The 18,179-nt window shown below is 32.4% G+C and carries 16 protein-coding genes; 9 read left to right on the forward strand and 7 right to left on the reverse strand.

The annotated features are described in order from the left end of the window. The first annotated feature begins 334 nt into the window (after positions 1 to 334). The 4 genes from HPY79_10690 to HPY79_10705 all read left to right on the forward strand — a co-directional run bounded on the left by HPY79_10690 (position 335) and on the right by HPY79_10705 (position 4,254). On the forward strand, positions 335 to 496 hold the full coding sequence (locus HPY79_10690; GenBank protein ID NSW46268.1) for a hypothetical protein: 162 nt from the start codon (positions 335 to 337) through the stop codon (positions 494 to 496). Positions 497 to 651: 155 nt separating this feature from the next. Further along, positions 652 to 1,134: a hypothetical protein gene (locus HPY79_10695; protein ID NSW46269.1), complete on the forward strand. Its 483-nt coding sequence runs from the start codon at positions 652 to 654 to the stop codon at positions 1,132 to 1,134. A gap of 10 nt (positions 1,135 to 1,144) precedes the next feature. Continuing rightward, the gene (locus HPY79_10700) at positions 1,145 to 2,350 is read left to right on the forward strand and encodes a caspase family protein (GenBank protein NSW46270.1); all 1,206 of its coding nucleotides are present in this window, start codon (positions 1,145 to 1,147) and stop codon (positions 2,348 to 2,350) included. A 125-nt stretch (positions 2,351 to 2,475) separates the two neighbouring features. Next, positions 2,476 to 4,254: a long-chain fatty acid--CoA ligase gene (locus HPY79_10705; protein NSW46271.1), complete on the forward strand. Its 1,779-nt coding sequence runs from the start codon at positions 2,476 to 2,478 to the stop codon at positions 4,252 to 4,254. Positions 4,255 to 4,310: 56 nt separating this feature from the next. On the opposite strand, the gene HPY79_10710 is transcribed toward HPY79_10705, so the two are convergent. Together HPY79_10710 and HPY79_10715 are read right to left on the reverse strand one after the other, a co-directional pair. Continuing rightward, the gene (locus tag HPY79_10710) at positions 4,311 to 4,694 is read right to left on the reverse strand and encodes a hypothetical protein (protein NSW46272.1); all 384 of its coding nucleotides are present in this window, start codon (positions 4,692 to 4,694) and stop codon (positions 4,311 to 4,313) included. Between the two features lie 3 nt (positions 4,695 to 4,697). Then, positions 4,698 to 6,986 carry a PAS domain-containing sensor histidine kinase gene (locus HPY79_10715; GenBank protein NSW46273.1) on the reverse strand — a complete coding sequence of 763 codons (2,289 nt, stop codon included), beginning with the start codon at positions 6,984 to 6,986 and terminating at the stop codon, positions 4,698 to 4,700. A 114-nt stretch (positions 6,987 to 7,100) separates the two neighbouring features. Between HPY79_10715 and HPY79_10720 the strand changes: the two genes are divergently transcribed. The 5 genes from HPY79_10720 (at position 7,101) to HPY79_10740 (ending at position 12,131) form a co-directional block, all read left to right on the forward strand. After that, positions 7,101 to 8,222: a hypothetical protein gene (locus tag HPY79_10720; GenBank protein ID NSW46274.1), complete on the forward strand. Its 1,122-nt coding sequence runs from the start codon at positions 7,101 to 7,103 to the stop codon at positions 8,220 to 8,222. Between the two features lie 3 nt (positions 8,223 to 8,225). Continuing rightward, positions 8,226 to 8,771: a hypothetical protein gene (locus HPY79_10725; GenBank protein ID NSW46275.1), complete on the forward strand. Its 546-nt coding sequence runs from the start codon at positions 8,226 to 8,228 to the stop codon at positions 8,769 to 8,771. Between the two features lie 4 nt (positions 8,772 to 8,775). Further along, complete coding sequence (locus HPY79_10730; GenBank protein NSW46276.1) at positions 8,776 to 9,660, forward strand: 4-hydroxy-tetrahydrodipicolinate synthase; 885 nt, start codon at positions 8,776 to 8,778, stop codon at positions 9,658 to 9,660. 250 nt (positions 9,661 to 9,910) lie between these two features. Continuing rightward, the gene (locus HPY79_10735) at positions 9,911 to 10,906 is read left to right on the forward strand and encodes a glycosyltransferase family 9 protein (protein NSW46277.1); all 996 of its coding nucleotides are present in this window, start codon (positions 9,911 to 9,913) and stop codon (positions 10,904 to 10,906) included. Then, positions 10,890 to 12,131, forward strand: coding sequence for a U32 family peptidase (locus HPY79_10740; GenBank protein NSW46278.1), 1,242 nt, complete (start codon positions 10,890 to 10,892; stop codon positions 12,129 to 12,131). The genes HPY79_10735 and HPY79_10740 overlap by 17 nt, the downstream gene beginning before the upstream one ends. Here HPY79_10740 and lepA read toward each other — a convergent pair. From lepA to HPY79_10765, 5 genes are all read right to left on the reverse strand, one after another. Then, the gene (gene lepA / locus HPY79_10745; GenBank protein NSW46279.1) at positions 12,128 to 13,918 is read right to left on the reverse strand and encodes an elongation factor 4; all 1,791 of its coding nucleotides are present in this window, start codon (positions 13,916 to 13,918) and stop codon (positions 12,128 to 12,130) included. The genes HPY79_10740 and lepA overlap by 4 nt on opposite strands. A gap of 94 nt (positions 13,919 to 14,012) precedes the next feature. Further along, positions 14,013 to 14,927, reverse strand: a complete 915-nt coding sequence (gene miaA, locus HPY79_10750) for a tRNA (adenosine(37)-N6)-dimethylallyltransferase MiaA (protein ID NSW46280.1) — start codon at positions 14,925 to 14,927, stop codon at positions 14,013 to 14,015. A 2-nt stretch (positions 14,928 to 14,929) separates the two neighbouring features. Beyond that, on the reverse strand, positions 14,930 to 16,165 hold the full coding sequence (locus tag HPY79_10755; protein NSW46281.1) for an ABC transporter permease: 1,236 nt from the start codon (positions 16,163 to 16,165) through the stop codon (positions 14,930 to 14,932). 3 nt (positions 16,166 to 16,168) lie between these two features. Then, entirely contained in the window at positions 16,169 to 16,510 is a 342-nt protein-coding gene (gene rbfA, locus HPY79_10760; GenBank protein ID NSW46282.1) for a 30S ribosome-binding factor RbfA, read from the reverse strand. 3 nt (positions 16,511 to 16,513) lie between these two features. Beyond that, positions 16,514 to 17,758, reverse strand: a complete 1,245-nt coding sequence (locus HPY79_10765; GenBank protein ID NSW46283.1) for an ABC transporter permease — start codon at positions 17,756 to 17,758, stop codon at positions 16,514 to 16,516. Positions 17,759 to 18,179: the final 421 nt, after the last annotated feature.

Raw genomic sequence — 18,179 nt, forward strand, 5'->3', positions numbered from 1 at the left:
GTAATTATTTTTTAATTTTTAAATTAAGGTCACATGGAATACGCCATTCGAATAAAGAGCAAGGCTTATTTGTGAGTGATAATTTCATTTTCGGTTGCTGTGAATTTATTCTCATGGCTATTTCATAAATTATGGGTATTTATGCAAATGTATAAAAATTTTTGTTAAGGAGAGAATGAGCAAAAAAAATGTTTATCAAAAAAAATATATTACATTTGTATATTCAAGTTATTTAAAATTTTAAAATGAATAAAGCTTTTTTTTATTTTAATTGGTATTTTATTATTTTTCTCTTTGAAATCGCAAACATTAGAGAATATTTTTGCGGAACAAGATGGCTGACAAAGTAAATATTTTCTATACCATTTCAAATGCTCAACCCGGCCAAACTTTTAAAATTAGCATTTCGTGTATAACCAATGGTAGAAGATTTGTACTAAAAAGCGTTTCGGGCGATATGGGCGACAGCATAACACCTGGTAAATTTAAAAAGTAGTATGGGACGTATTAAAAGATGTTGATGAATTAACAGAAGCCGAATTTATTGTTAGAATCGAAAAAATTAATAACTCCAATGAAATAATAAAAACTCAAAATATCACGTCGCAAAATATTCCCGAAAAGAATGTTAATTAAAACAAGAATGGAACTATGCTTTATACCCTCGATAATTCAATAATTTTTGGTGACGGCAGCAATGGATTAGGAATAGGAATTAACATTATTGGCGTATTCGCTTCAATAAATCCTGTTTTTAAGTTTTCAGTAAGTAGAATTAAAAAAGATTATGTTAATGAACAGTCGATAAATTCACGTTTTATAATTTTTACTTATTCTATTGGTGGAGGGTTCTCTTTAAAAATTACACCTAAACTCAATCCTTTTGTTACATTCAACTATTTGAATTGTAAGTTTGTTGAAGGTGGCGAAGCTTTTATAGTAAGTGGTTCATTTTTCGAAAATAATAATTTGTCGATACCTGGGTGGAGCGCACAGATTGGTACAAATTATATTATTAGAAAACTTTCCATAGGTTTTTCTTTTAGTAAAATCCACCCATCTGAAAGGTTAAGTATAAACGGTAAATCGCAATACTACAATAGTATTTCTCTGTTGTTTGGACTAAAATTTTAATCTTATGACTATGAGAAAAATATGCATATTAATCGTTATTCTTTGCTTTAGCTATAATGTATTTCCTCAAATCGAAGGTTCAACAGGTGTGCAAAAATTTAATATTACAAATCAAAGATCTTTAGAAATTAAAAAAGATACGGTATTCATTGTACAAAAGGATACGGTTGTTATTGAAAAACCGGTTATTGAGCCAAAACCGATTAAAGTTCTTCCTCAAATTGTATGGAATTTACCTGCTGCTACTAATCAAACTACTTCGTTCGAAAACTTTATGGTTGATGTTTGCATTAAATCGTCTAAGCCAATAAAATCGGTATCTGTTTATCAAAATGGAAAATTATTAGAAGAAATACTTTATGGTGCACAGGAATTTCGCTCAGAATGCGACTTTGCTATAAAGAAAAAAATAAAACTTACACTGGGACAGAATACTATAAAAATATTGGCGGTTAATGTAGATACTTTATCAATGTCTGAAGCTAATATTTTTTATAATCCGGTTTCTGGTAAATATTATGCCTTAATAATCGGAGTTGAAGATTATATGGATAATAAAATTAACGATTTGGATCGTCCTGTAAAAGATGCAAGCCAGTTGGTAGAATTGCTCACAAATATCTACACATTTGAAAAAGAAAATATAATTTTTTTAAAGAATCCAACCAAATCTCAAATTATTCAAGCATTATACCAATACCGCTTTAAAATCACCAATGAAGATAATCTAATGATTTTTTATGCTGGTCATGGATACTGGGACGAAGCCATGCAAACAGGCTATTGGCTACCTGTAGATGCACAAAAAGACAATCCTGTTAACTGGTTTTCAAACATAGAGTTACGAGCATATATTAAAGCCATACCAGCCAAACATACGCTTTTGATAGCCGATGCTTGTTTTAGTGGAGGTATTTTTAAAACACGCTCTGCCTTTTCAGAAGCTCCTGCTGCAATAAGCGAATTAATGAAATTGCCCAGTCGCAAGGCAATGACAAGTGGAACAATGACTACGGTCCCTGATAAAAGTGTGTTTATGGATTTTTTACTTAAAAGACTAAGCGAAAATCAAGAAAAATTTCTTCCCACCGAAAAACTTTTTGTTAGTTTTAAAGATGCTGTTATTAATAATAGTTCGGTAAATCAGGTTCCACAGTATGGCGAAATTCGCGAATCGGGTGATGAAGGTGGTGATTTTATTTTTATACATAAATAAAAAGTAACGGATTATTTTTGAATTTAGGCATAAAAAATGTTTTTATAAATAATAAATATTCAGTGTGTTACAGTTTGTCGTTGTGAAATAAAAAAATATAACTTTACTTTGCAGAAAAAAAATTGATGGCAGCAATTCGTCGTACATTCGATATTATAGATCATATTTGTGAGCTGTATCCCTCCAAAATTGATGTTTTTGGTGGTAAACGAAATGGAGTTTGGTTTATTTATTCCTCTCAGTCGTATAAAGAATATGTCGATTGCATTAGTTACTCATTGCTTGAGTATGGTTTTAATAAAGGAGATAAAATATTGAGTGTTTCTTCAAATAAACCCGAATGGAATTTTATGGATATGGCGCTTGCACAACTCGGCATTATTCATATTCCCGTTTACCCGAATATTAACGTTGAAGAATACATTTATATATTTAATCATAGCGATGCAAAAGCAATCTTTGTGGGCGATGATGTTATTTATCAGCGTGTAAAACCGGCTATAGATAAAACTACTTCTATTCAAAAAGTTTTTTGCTTATGGAAAAACGAGTGTTTACACGATTCAAATATTTATGCACTTATTGAAAATGGTCGAAAATTAGCTTCTAAACATCAGCAAACACTAAATTCTATTAAGAAAAGTATAGACATACATGACATTGCAACTATAATATATACCTCTGGGACAACAGGTATGCCCAAAGGAGTTATGTTAAGCCATCAAAATTTAGTTTCCAATGTTATTTCTACTTGTAAAATACAACCGCTCAATTCAAAACATAGAGTATTGAGCTTTTTGCCACTTTGTCATATATACGAACGTATGCTCAATTATCATTTTCAGTATTTAGGAATAAGTATTTATTATGCCGAAAATATTGGAACTATTCCCGAAAACTTACGTGAGATAAAAGTTCATGGTATAACTACAGTACCACGTTTATTAGAAAGTATTTACGATAAAATACAAGCCAAGGGTAAGGACACAGAAGGTATAAAGAAAAAAATTTTTAACTGGGCAGTAAATCTTGCTCTCCGTTACAATTTACATCCTAATTGGGGCTATAGAATAAAACAATTTATTGCCGATGTACTTGTTTATCAGAAAATCAAAAAATCGTTAGGTGGAAATTTAAGAATTATTATATCAGGTGGGGCTGCCATACAGGTTCGATTATTACGTTTTTTCTGGGCTATGGGGATTCAAGTCCTTGAAGGCTATGGGCTAACTGAAACTTCGCCTGTAATTGCAGTAAACGACCCTCATGGTGATAATGTGCGTTTTGGAACCGTAGGACCAATATTAGAAAATGTTCAAGTTAAAATTGCTGAAGATGGCGAAATATTAGTAAAAGGTCCTAATGTTATGAAAGGGTATTATAAAGATGAGAAATCAACAAGTGAGGTTATTGATGCCGATGGATGGTTTCATACGGGCGATATTGGTGAAATAGTTGAAAATAAGTTTTTAAAGATTACCGACCGAAAAAAAGAAATTTTTAAAAATGCTGGTGGAAAGTACATCGCCCCACAAGTTATAGAAAATAAGCTCAAAGAATCAATTTTTATTGAACAGGCTTTTGTTGTTGGTGAAAACGAAAAATATGTTGCAAGCATTATTTCACCTAATTTTAATCATTTACACTTTTGGGCTGTCAAGCATAAGATTCATTATACCAACAATCAGGAATTGATAGAGCATCCATTATTGGTTGACCGTATTGGCGAAGAAATTCAAAAAATAAACGAAACGTTAAGCCCTCATGAACAAATAAAAAAATTTAAAATTGTTGCCGATGCATGGTCGCCACAAACAGGCGAGTTAAGCCCTACACTCAAACTTAAACGTAAAGTTCTGTACGAAAAATATAAAAAACTTCTTTGCGAAATGTATAAATGCTAGATGTTTCTCTTAAGTATATATTTTGTAATTGTAGCAAAAATTGATTTTTCTTTTAATTATTTATTTCTGTATTGAATAGGAATAGTAAGCATTATATTCATTTTTACGGGCGTGTTATTTTGTATAGATGGAATAAATTTTTTGCGTTTCAATAATTCGCTAATTTGTTCGTCGATGCCATAGCCTACTTTTTTAAGAAATACAATGTTTTCGATTAAACTATCGGCTCTAACATCTAAACTTAACATACATTCATCGTTTATAACGTCGCCTTTTATATTCGAAGGCCAGTGAATGTTTTCGTAAATATATTTAATAAGTGCTTGATCGCCACCAGGGAATTGTGCTTCTTGTTGAATGTTTACTTGTTGGTTTGTTTGAGCTAATAATTTTACCGAAATACAAACGCTCATAATAATGATGATAATACATTTGTTCATAAGCTAACGTTTTAAAATTGATTTAATAGTAGGTAATATTTGTCCATAGTTTTGAGGTAAAAGCGTAAAGCCGTCGATGTTAGGTGTAGTATTGTGTTGAATATTAAATGATTGACTCATTAGTTTGATTTGTGGATATTGTTTCTGTAAGTTTTTTAAATATTGGACATCAGATGGGTTTAAATTGGAAGAATTTAGAATAATGATCGAAGCTTTTTCGGGTTTTATTTCCTCAACTTTTTTTATTCGTATAATATTGTTAAACTCAACTTTTAGTATTGAATAAATTTTGTAAAAAATATCATTTCTTTCTTCGAGCAAATATAAGGTTGATGGTTCTAATTTATCTATTGATTGTTGAGTATTGTAAGTTGTGTTTGAGATAATTTCCTTGGGTAATGTAAAAAATACGGTTGTTCCATGATTAAGCTCTGATTCTATCCATATATGGCCATTGAGTTTTTCGATTATCCGTTTGGTAATGGGAAGACCGATGCCCATACCGGGATTGGTTCGTGTCGTTTCGTTTTCTAAAATTCGAAAACGGTTAAAAACTACCGACAATTTATCGTGTTCAATACCAATACCAGTATCTAATACATAAAATTCAAAAAGTTCATCTTTTAATCGACAACCTATTTCGATGCGACCATTTAAGGTAAATTTGATGGCATTAGTTAAAAGTTGAGTAAATGTTTGAACTAAAAGCTTTTTGTTGGTAATAATTTGAAAATCGTAACTGTTACAATTAATTGAAACATCAATATTTTTACGACTTTTGTTTATTTCATTTTTTGTAAAAAAAGCAATTTCATTTAAGAAATTAAAAATATTAATGGTTTCTGGTTTTATAACAATAGTATTTGCTTCGAGTTTAGCAAAATTTACTAAATGGTCGATAGATTGTAAAAGCTTTTGGCTATTGTCTATAATGTGTTGAATAAATTCTTTTTGTTTTTCAGGTTCTAAATTATTTTTTTTAAGAAGTTCGCTAAAACCAATAACTGCATTGAGCGGAGTTCTTAATTCATGTCCAATATTCGATAAAAAAGCGGTTTTTAGTCGATCGCTTTCTTCTGATTTTTCTTTTAATAACTGTGTTTGTTTAAGTATTTTTTGTTGATATATGGCAGCCCCAATGAGGTCGGCAATTTGTTTTAATGCATGTATTTCAGAATTTTTAAATGCTCTGTGTTGATAGCATTCATCAACACCTAAAAAGCCCCACCATTCGTCTTGCATAAAAATAGGAATGAGTATGGCCGATTTTATATTCATATGTTGATGGTAAAAGGCGTATTTCTCATCAGCGTCAATATAGTAAATGTTTCCGGCCGAAAGCTCAAAAAATAGCTCATCGTGTTCGGGAAAGTAAGGCACACATTTTTGGTTGGCAAGTATATTTTGATTTAAATGGTCGATTGTCCATATGGTATTAAATTTCATGCAAATTTCATCTTTGCTATTTACACGATTTTCAATGAGATTGATGCGGCTTGCTTTTATTGCTTTCCCTAAATGAGCTAAAACGTTAAATATATTTTCTTCCCAATTTGTTGAGAATAAAAATTGACGTGAAGCATAAAAAATGCTTTCTATTATTTTTTCGCGTATGTTTAATTCGTTTTCTACTGATTTTAGTTGACTTATATTTTTTACAATGTAAACAACCCCTTTTTCGGTTTCCGAAATTTTTAAAGTATGTTTGCGTATTTGAACGGGTATTATGGCTCCGTCTAAAGCAATCATTTCGTCGTTATGAAAAACTTCTTTATCTGAAGAAATTGACCATTCGTTTGAACGTATGAAAAGAGGATAAAACAACTTATTTTTTAAAAGGTTCATCGAATATTTCGACATTTCGTAAAATGCTTTGTTACAGTATTGTATATAACCAAAACGATTGACAAGTATGATACCATCTGTACTTAAGTTTAGTAAAAGATTTTCGAGTGGATTAAACTTATTTTCAGTTTTTAAAGAATTTAAGTGTTTTAAAAAAATTATGCTATATAATTGAGGATGAATTTTGTTTATAATAAGCTTAAAACTACCAATTAAAAGTGTGTTTGAAAGCTTAACTTCAATTTCTTCGTTAACTTTACCCTGTTGAATAACTTCACTTATTAAGTGCAGCAACGAGTTATCGTTAATGATCTCTTTAAAATTTTGACCCACTTTAATGGTATTGTTAACATTTGGGGCATTGACAATAAGAATTTGAACAATTTCTAATTGTGGGTTAACATTTAATTGAAGTACTAAACTTAAATTTTGATTCATAAGCATCATTAAAACTTCATTTTTTTACGATACTAATGATTAAAAGGTTTAGTTTTTTTTAGGTAATAAGCATTTTTTGTAACATTCGTTTATTTCACCTATTTTTGTCTTTATTTTTTTGATATGGATATTAAAATTTGCGAAGTAAAAACTAGACGTGATATTGAACATTTTGTAAAATTTCCTTTTTCTATTTATAAGGAGAATCCATTTTGGGTTCCACCAATAATTGCCGATGAGGTTAAAGGTTTAATGCCTGAACATAATCCTGCATTTAGACATTGTAAAGCAAAGTTTTGGTTAGCCTTCGACCAGCATAAAATTGTGGGGCGAATAGGTGCTATTATCAATTATGATTACAATAAAAAAATGCAACAAAACGTGGGACGCTTTAGTCGTTTTGAGTGTGTAAATAATATTGAAGTAGCTTCATTGTTGTTGCAAACTGCTGAAGAATGGCTAAAAAGCGAAGGCATGGAAATAGTTATGGGTCCACTTGGCTTCAATAACCTCGATCATCAAGGAATGCTGGTTGAGGGTTTTGATCATATTCCTTCTATCGCTTCTGAATATCATATGCCTTATTATCACGAGTTTTGTGAACAATTGGGTTATGTAAAAGAAATTGACTGGGTTGAATTTCGCTTAACAGTGAAGGATATTCCAGAAAAAGCATTAAAGATGAATGAACTCATAAAACAACGCCATAAACTTAATGTTTTAAGCTTTAATAATACCAAACAATTGCTCCCATATGGCAAACAAATCTTTAAAGTGTTAAATGCTGCATTTGCAGAGCTTTTTAGCGTTGTCGCTTTTGACGATGAAATGGTAAACTATTTTGTAAATCGGTATATAAAATTATTAAATCCTAAGTTCGTGAAACTTATTGAAAATGAACATAAAGAAATTATAGCTTTTATTATTGGTTTGCCTTCGCTATCCGAAGCTTTTCAGAAAGCAAACGGGAAATTATTTCCCTTTGGTTTTTGGCATATATTAAGAGCCATAAAGCACCCTCAAGTGGTTGATTTAATGCTTACTGGAATAGAGCCATCATATCAAAGTAAAGGTGTATCTGCTATTTTAATAACCGAGCTTCAGAAAACGATGCTCGAACATGGTGTAAAATATGCCGAGACCACTGGAATATTCGAAACCAATCACGAAGCAATAAATCATTGGAAAAGCTATGAACATATTCAGCATAAGCGTAAACGTTGCTACAAAAAGAATTTAAGTTAATTTATGTCTTTAAAAGGATATATAAAATTAAAAATTGGATCTTTGTTGTTGTCGAAACGAGCGACAAAAGTAGTGAGAGCAAAGGCGTTTTCAAATTTTGAAACAGCTCGAAATATTGCTGTTTTATTTGATGCAACCGATACAGATAATAACACTTGTGCCCGATTTCTTACTAATTTTTTTATTGAAAATAAAATAAGATTTAGAGCTTTAGGATTTGCTAAACCTTACGACGTAGAAGATACCACATCGGCTTATTCTAATACTTCGTTTTTTACAGAAAAAAGTTTCGATATTACAGGATTCCCAATAGAAGAAGGGCTAGATGATTTTATACGTACTGATTTTGATATTCTTATTAATATTTGTTTTAAGCAAAATTATTTTATAAATTCAGTAATCGCCTTTTCGGTAGCCAAAATGAAGTTAGGACTTAGGCAAAATGATGTTGGTTATTACGATTTTATGATAGACTTAAATGATGACCCTTTTAACTGTGAATTGTTTATAGAGCAACTAAAACATTATTTAAAAATAATAAAAACCTAAAATTATGAACGAAATACGAGGAACTGGTGTAGCACTTATTACACCCTTCGATAAAGATAAAAATATTGACACTCCGGCATTGATAAAATTAGTAAATTATGTTATAGATGGAGGAGTTGATTATTTAGTTGTAATGGGGACCACCGCCGAAAATCCTGTTTTATCGAACGATGAAAAGAAGCTCGTTTTAGAAACCGTTATTGCTGCAAATGGCAACAGAAAACCTATCGTTTTTGGTATTGGGGGCAACCATTCTACAAAAGTTGTTGAAGAAATAAAAACAATGAATAATTACCCCGATATTGTTGCATTTTTGTCGGTTACGCCTTATTATAATAAACCGAATCAACAAGGTTTATATGCACATTTCGAAGTTTTAGCTCAAGCTTCTAAAAAGCCCATTATATTGTATAATGTCCCTGGTCGAACTGGTGTTAATATGTTGGCTAGCACGACCTTACGTATAGCTCACAATTTTAGCAATATTGTTGCCATTAAAGAAGCTTCGGGCTCAATAGAGCAAATAATGGAAATAATAGAAAAAAAGCCAGATTCGTTTATGGTTATTTCGGGTGACGATGCTCTTACTCTTCCATTAATAGCTGTTGGCGTTGAGGGTGTTATTTCGGTTGTTGCCAATGCTATCCCCAAACACTTTTCAAACATGGTTCGATGGGCCTTGAGTGATAATTACAAAGAGGCTAAAAACATACATTACCAAGTACTTGAGTTTTGTCGTTTAGCATTTGCCGAAGGTAATCCTGTCGGTATAAAAAATGCATTGGCACAATTAAAAATCATTCAAAATGAATTTAGGTTACCTTTAGTTCCTGCTAGCGAAGCCTTAAGTGCTAAAATTTATAATTGGCTAAATAATAATATGGTATAACTGTCAGAAAATCAGACGTATTAATATTTGTCAGTTGTTGCAAAATGTTAGCTTTATTTTATACGGCATTCATAAAAAAATAAAAAACGTCATTAAAAATTACTTTATTTTTGCAATACAATTGTTTTCATAGTTTGTTGTATTTGGGTTAATGAAATGGGTGTTTACTTTGTGTAAGCACCCTTTCAATTTTTATACATTGGTTTTCAAATAAAAAATCACCAAATTTGCCAACAAATTTATTTTTTTTGTGGTTAAGTTTTTAATTATTCGATTTAGTTCAATTGGGGATATCGTACTTACAACTCCAATTGTTCGTTGCCTAAAAAGCCAGGTTGACGGTGTTGAAATTCATTATTTAACAAAATCAGCCTTTAGTGGTCTTTTAAAAGATAATCCATATATAGATAAATTATTGGTGTTGCAACCGAAGTTATCTGATACGATTGAAGAAATTAAAAGTGAATCGTACGATTATATTATCGATTTACATCATAATTTAAGAACAGCGATTATAAAGAATCGAACTCATATTTTAAGCTTTGCTTTTCCCAAGCTAAATATTAAAAAATGGTTGTATGTTTATTTTAAAATTAACAAATTACCATCGGTACATGTTGTAGATAGATATTTCGAAACGGTAAAAATATTTGATGTTCATAATGATGGTAAAGGGTTAGAATTGTTTTTATCGCCCAACGATGAAAAAGTTCTTGCGGAGTTACCTGCTTATTTGCATCAAGGCTACCTTGCTGTTGTTGTTGGAGCTAAACACGTTACTAAACAAATGCCGCCATCGTTATTAATTTCGATATTAGAAAAAATAAATTATCCGATTATTTTATTAGGTGATATAAATGACAAAAAAATAGCGGATGAAGTTATGCTTAAACTTCGACGAAGCGATGTTTTTAATGCTTGTGGAAGTTATTCTATTATGCAATCGGCAGCGATTGTAAAACATTCAAAGGTTGTTTTAACTGGCGATACAGGTTTAATGCATATAGCTGCTGCATTTAAAAAAAATATTGTATCCGTTTGGGGCAATACGGTTCCTGCTTTTGGTATGTATCCATATTTAGGCATCAATCAATATAAAGTTTTTGAAGTTAACGATTTACCTTGTCGTCCATGTAGTAAATTAGGTTTTAATCAATGTCCTAAAAAGCATTTTAAATGTATGATGAGTCAAAATATACAAGGTATAGTAAATAGTTTACTAGAATATTATGAAAAACAGTCATGACATAGAAATAATGTCGCCTGTGGGTTCGTACGAGACACTGATGGCGGCTATTCAGGGGGGCGCACAATCGGTTTATTTTGGTGTTGGAAAGCTCAATATGCGTTCGGCATCGACCTATAATTTTAGTATCGACGATTTAGAAAATATAGTAGCTATTTGTAACGAACACCGAGTAAAAGCATATTTAACTGTTAATACAGTAATCTACGATGGCGAAATGGACGAAATGCGAATTTTAGTAAATAAAGCCAAAGCTACTGGGATACATGCCATAATAGCTACAGACTTAGCTGTACTTCAATATGCTCAAAAAGTGGGAATTGAAATACATGCTTCCACACAATTAAATATTAGCAATATAGAAGCAGTTCGTTTTTTTGCTCATTACTGCGATGTTATGGTGCTTGCTCGTGAACTTACTATTTCACAAACGGCAGCTATATGTCGTTTAATAGATGAAGAGAACATAGTAGGCCCCTCGGGTAAAAAAGTGCGTATTGAGCTATTTGTACATGGTGCTTTGTGCATGTCTATAAGTGGGAAATGTTATTTGAGTTTGCACGAAAATAATCATTCTGCCAATAGAGGTGCATGTTTACAAAATTGTCGACGTACGTACACGGTTACAGATAAAGAAACCGGATATCAGCTCGATATCGAAAACGAATATATTATGTCGCCAAAGGATTTATGCACCATTCATATTCTTGATAAAATTTTGGATGCCGGTGTGAGTGTATTAAAAATTGAGGGTAGGGCAAGGGCTCCCGAATATGTTAAAACAGTTACACAATGTTATCATGAAGCAGTTAATGCTTATTTTGATGGAACTTATTCACAAGATCGCATAGCCGAATGGATAGGTCGATTGAAGCAAGTATATAACAGAGGTTTTTGGACGGGTTATTATATGGGCGAACGCTTAGGCGAATGGAGCGAAAATTATGGTAGTAGTGCTACTAAGCAGAAGGTGTATGTTGGAAAAGTTACTAATTATTTTAAAAAGATGGATGTTGCTGAAATTCTCATTGAAACAAAGGAAATTGAAATAGGTCAGCAAATACTCATAATAGGTCCAACAACAGGTGTTTTAGAACATACCATTACGGAAATAAGACTAGACGACAAAGCAGTTAATAAAGCAGTAAAAGGCGAACGATGCAGCATTTATTTACCTATGATAGTTCGCAAAAACGACAAGGTATATGTATGGATTGATCGTTAAGAATCTAATTTAAGTACGGCTAAAAAGGCAGATTGTGGTACTTCTACCGTACCAATTTGACGCATACGTTTTTTGCCTTTCTTTTGTTTTTCAAGCAATTTACGTTTGCGAGTAATGTCGCCTCCATAGCATTTGGCTGTTACGTCTTTACGAACGGGTTTAATGGTTTCGCGGGCAATTATTTTGCTTCCGATAGCAGCTTGAATTGCAACTTCGTATTGCTGACGCGGTATAAGTTCTTTAAGTTTTTCACAAATTCTACGTCCAAAAGGATAAGCATTATCAAAATGAATGAGGGTAGAAAGGGCATCTACCTGTTCACCATTAAGTAAAATGTCTAATTTAACAAGTTTAGCTGGCTTATAATCGAGTGGATGATAATCGAACGATGCATAACCTTTTGAAATACTTTTGAGTTTATCGTAAAAATCAAATACAATTTCGGCTAAGGGCATTTCGAAAATGATTTCAACTCTATCGGTAGTAAGATAATTTTGATTTTTTAAAACACCACGTTTATCGATACATAATTTCATTATGGCACCAACAAATTCAGATTTGGTAATAATTTGTGCTGTAATATAGGGTTCTTCAATATGATCAATAGCCGTTACAGGTGGCAAGCCTGAGGGGTTATGAACTTCAATAACTTCATTTTTTGTAGTATAAACCTTATACGAAACATTGGGTACGGTGGTAATAACGTCCATATCAAATTCTCGGTCGAGGCGTTCTTGTACAATTTCCATGTGGAGGAGTCCTAAAAAACCTCCTCTAAAGCCAAATCCCAATGCTGCACTCGATTCAGGTGTGAAAGTAAGCGATGCGTCGTTGAGTTGAAGTTTTTCGAGCGACGATCGTAAATCTTCGTAATCGTCAGCATCGACAGGGTAAATACCTGCAAATACCATAGGTTTAACGTTCTCAAACCCAGCAATTGCTTCTTTGCATGGATTATCAACATGTGTAATGGTATCACCAACTTTAACCTCTCGCGCATTTTTAATTCCAGATATGATATAGCCTACATTACCAGCAGAAATTTCGTTTTGCGGGAGTAGATTTAATTTTAGCACTCCAATCTCGTCGGCATCATAGTCGGCACCGGTATTTACAAATTTTACATGATCGTGGGTGCGAATGGTTCCATTGATGACTCTAAAATATGCAATAATTCCGCGAAATGGATTGAAAACAGAATCGAAAATGAGAGCTTGTAAAGGAGCGTTGGGATCTCCATTGGGCGCGGGTATGCGTTCAATAATAGCGTTTAAAATGCTTTCTATGCCCATTCCTGTTTTGGCGCTGGCTTCAATTATTTCTTCGCGTTTGCATCCAAGTAAATCTACAATTTGGTCTTTAACATCTTCGGGCATAGCAGCGGGCATGTCCATTTTGTTAAGTACCGGTATTACTTCAAGATTGTGGTCTATAGCTTGGTATAAGTTTGATATGGTTTGTGCTTGTATGCCTTGTGTTGCATCTACTACAAGCAGTGCTCCTTCGCACGATGCAATAGCACGCGAAACCTCGTAGCTAAAATCGACATGACCAGGAGTATCAATAAGGTTGAGAATGTATTTTTGACCGTTATAGTTGTATTCCATTTGAATAGCATGGCTCTTTATAGTAATGCCACGTTCACGCTCTAACTCCATATCGTCAAGTACTTGCTCTTGCATTTGCTTGCCTGTAATGGTGCCGGTAAACTCAAGCAAACGGTCGGCTAATGTACTTTTTCCATGATCAATGTGAGCAATAATACAAAAGTTGCGAATGTGTTTCATGCGATATTTAATATTTGGAGGCAAAGATAATGGAAAAGTGCTAAATTTAAAAACGACTTAAAACATAAGGGTTGCTTATCAATGAAAAAAAGTGTTATTTTTTATAAAGTTCAATTATTTTAGTTATGTTTTTTTGAATATCATCGTTAGCATTGAGCCAATGTATGTTAATGCCTCTTCGTTGCATACCTCTAAAGTATGTCATTTGTCGTTTTGCAAACTGATGGATGGCCGTCTCGAGTTTAGTAAAAAATGTATCGAACGAATAATATCCCAATAAATATTCGGTAATGTATTTATATTCTAAACCGTAATAAATTAAATCATTGGCACTTATGCCTTGTTGAAGCAAGTTGCGTACTTCGTCAATCATGCCCTCGTCGATACGTTGTTTTAAACGTTGGGTAATTTTTTGTCTTCTTATTTCTCTATCTATGTCTAAGCCAATAGTGAGGCTATTTAAAGAGGGATATGTTGGGGAATTAAAATAATGTTGTTTATAATATTCTTCGATTTCGATGGCACGAATAGCTCTTTTTTTAGTATCTACATCCGTTTTATTATGTAGTTTTTTGTATTGTGCCAATATTTGAGTTAGTTCTTCTAAACTGAACTGTTCAAGTTTTTTACGTAAATCAGTATTTTCGGGTACTTCTAAAAGATTATAGTTTCGCAAAATGGCTTCGATATACATGCCCGATCCACCGCATAGAACAGGTATAGCCTGATGTTGTTTAATTATTTTGTATGCAGCAAAGAAATCTTGTTTGTAACGATACACGTGATATTTTTCGCCGGGTTCTACAATGTTTATAAGGTGATAAGGGATGTGTTTGCCATTTACGATGTATTCGTTTAAATCTTTACCCGTGCCTAAATCCATTTGTTTATATACTTGTCGGCTATCGGCGCTAATAATTTCGCCTCCTATGGTATAACATAAGTGAGTTGCTAATTTAGTTTTACCACATGCTGTTGGGCCTAATATAGTGATGATATCGAAAGCCATTTTTATACACCATTATGTTCATCGGGTAAATATTTTTTGGTAATGTATCGAACTGGGAAACGCGAAGTTAAATAGCCAATACTTATAACAGCTATAGCAATAATGAATATATCGAATGGTCGAACTTCTACCGGATAAGCTTGAACAATAAAAGCATCGGGCGATGAACCTTCCATTGGTATAATGCCAAAATAATATTGTAAAAAGCAGAAAATTAAACCTAAGACCAGACCCGAAAATGTGCCAATAATGGCAATGAGCCACCCTTCGATGAGAAATATTTTTTTTATGCTTTTAAGCGAAAAACCAATACTTTGAAGTGTATTGATATCTTCTTTTTTTTCGATAATGAGCATAGTAAGCGATGAAGTGATGTTAAAAGAAGCAATAAGTAATATGAGTAAAAGAATTAGGAAAATAATAACTTTTTCAGATTTCATGATTTGATAAATCAATTGGTGTTGTTCAAAGCGGTTTTTTACATTAAAATTGGGTCCTAAGGTTTTTTGTAGTAATGTTTCAATTTTTGATATGTCGTTGCTGTTTTTTAATTTAATTTCAATAGATGAGACTTCGTTTTGGTAATTAAATAATTCGCGGGCAAACGAAATAGGTACGATTACAAAATTGTCCATCTCGGGGTCGATGCTGTATATGCCTACCGGATAAATGGGTTTCATAACAAAGGCATTATCGGGGCTTGTGCTGATGTCGGTTAAGCGATTGGGTGCATAAATGCTTAAAGGTGCAGTAAAATTAAGGCTTATAGATAGATAGGCAGAAACTCCCATGCCAATAACGGCAACAGGGCGGTTTTGAAAAATTAAACTAAAATGCCCGTTTGTCATCATGGTATCTAAACCTGTCATATCGGCATAGTTTAAATCTACTCCTTTAATGGTGAAGGGATGATATATATCGTGGTACTTAACGAGGGCGGTTTCTTCGATAGTAAAAGCATAACGGTCAATATCATCGAGACTTTTAAGTGTAATCATAAAATTATGATCAGGGACAAAGGTTTTAGCATAAACGGGGGTGATTTTTAAATCAGGGTCAAAAGCATTAAAACGATTAATAATAAGCGATTCTAAACCATTAAAAATAGAAATAATAATAACAAGAGCCATTGTTCCAATAGCAAAACTGGCACCCGTTATAGACGAAATAATGTTGATAATGTGTGTCGTTTTTTTGGAGGTTAAATAGCGGCGTGCTATGAAAAGATGTATGTTCATGGTTTATTTTTTTAGCAGTTCTTCGATGCGTTGACTATATTCGAGCGAATCATCTATAAAGAAAGCTATTTCGGGGATCGATTTTATTTTATTTCGGATGCGTTGACCTAAAGCATGCCGAATTATTTTTTTATTTTCTTCAACCAGATTAAATATGTTTTCGGGCTTTTGTTTTAAATCGTATATGCTAAGGTAAACTTTTGCTAACGATAAGTCGGGGCTCATACGTACTACGGTAACAGTAATTAAAGCTCCTTCGAACAAAGCATGAGATTGTTGTTGAAAATACTCGCTTAGTTCGCGTTGTACCATACGTGCTACTTTTTGTTGTCGAATGCTTTCCATAGGTTAATCAAATTTAATGGCTTTAACAGGTTCAATTTTACTTATAAGTGTAGAAGGAATGAGTAAAAACAATATTGTTATAAAAACTACGGCTCCATTTAATAATAATACTTGCCATAGTTCTATTTTCATAGGTACGTAATCGATATAATACGATACTTTATCGAGATGAACAAAATGATATTTGTTTTGAAAATAATAAAGTAGTAACGATAAAATGTTGCCGATAAAAAGCCCTACAAAAATGTAAACAAAACTAAGATAAATAAATATTTTGCGAATATTTGCATCAAAAAAACCAATTGCTTTTAAGATACCAATCATATGAATACGTTCAAGTATAAGCACCAACAACCCAGATATTATATTGAAGCCAGAAATAATCATCATAAGCAATAATATTACCCACAAATTAGTATTAAATAAGCCAATCCAATCGAAAATGTAGGGGTATCGCTCTATGACGGTGGTTACCTTGAGTTTAGTACCGTCGGTTTGAAATTTTGAGCCTACCATCGAAAAAATTTGTTGTTTAATGTTATTGACAGAATCGAAGTTATGAATGTTTATTTCGTATCCACTAATTTGATTGGATTGCCAATCATTTAGTTTTTGAACATGCCGTAAATCAACAAATACAAACATGTTATCAAAATCTTCGAGCATGGTTTCATATATACCACATACTTTAAATTTTCTCATTCGAGGAGGGTTTTGAATAAAATAGAGATATACTGGATCGCCAATTTTGAGTTGTAACAATTGGCTTATTTTTTTTGAAATGACAATTTGATTTGACTTTGTACTATCGTTCAACGCTAAAGGAGAGCCTTCGACCATGTTTCTTTTTAAAAACGACCAGTCAAAATCTTTGTAAACTCCTTTTAGCACAACACCGTGTAATGTAGTCTGGGCTTTAATAATTCCTGGTTTAGTAGCATAAAGTTGAATATTACGAATTCCTTTAATTTTTTGTAATTGGTTTATATCGTATGATGAAATAGTTATGGGTTTTGTTTCGTAAGAATAATTTGCATCATAATTATTAATAACAATATCGGTTGCAAATCCTGATACTTTATGCTTAATTTCTTGTTTAAAGCCTACTACTACCGATATTGAAATGAACATAACTAAAAAGCTAATAGCTATTCCGATGATATTAAAAATGCTAATGGGTTTCGATATCCGATGCGAGGTTGATGATCTGAATAAAATTTTACGTGCTATGAATGAAGCTATATTCATTTTTGTAGAATTATCTTTTTATTTTTGCAAAGTTATCGATATAATTTGAATCTAAAAAGCTTTGCAAAACTAAAATAAAACAACAGTATTCGTTAAAGCGATTAAAAAATCAATCTTTTTATTCAATAATTTTTAGATTGCTTCTATATGTTCGTAATGATGAAAAAGAAGTTTTACAAATGTCTCATTTTGGACATTTTTAACCTAAGTAGGATGAATAAAATTCAATCAGGTCAATAAAACTAGTAATATTTTTAGAAGAATAAACTCTACACCCACCGTCATACCGAGCTTGTCGAGGTATAACCATACGCAAAACTAAATGGGCAATGGGGTCATTCTTCGACAAGCTCAGAATGAAGAGAGAAAGGTTGGACTCGACCAAAAAAGAAGTAATCAATATTTTAAAGATGAAGTAATA

This window comes from Bacteroidales bacterium, assembly GCA_013314715.1.
Classification (GTDB): Bacteria; Bacteroidota; Bacteroidia; order Bacteroidales; family GWA2-32-17; genus Ch61.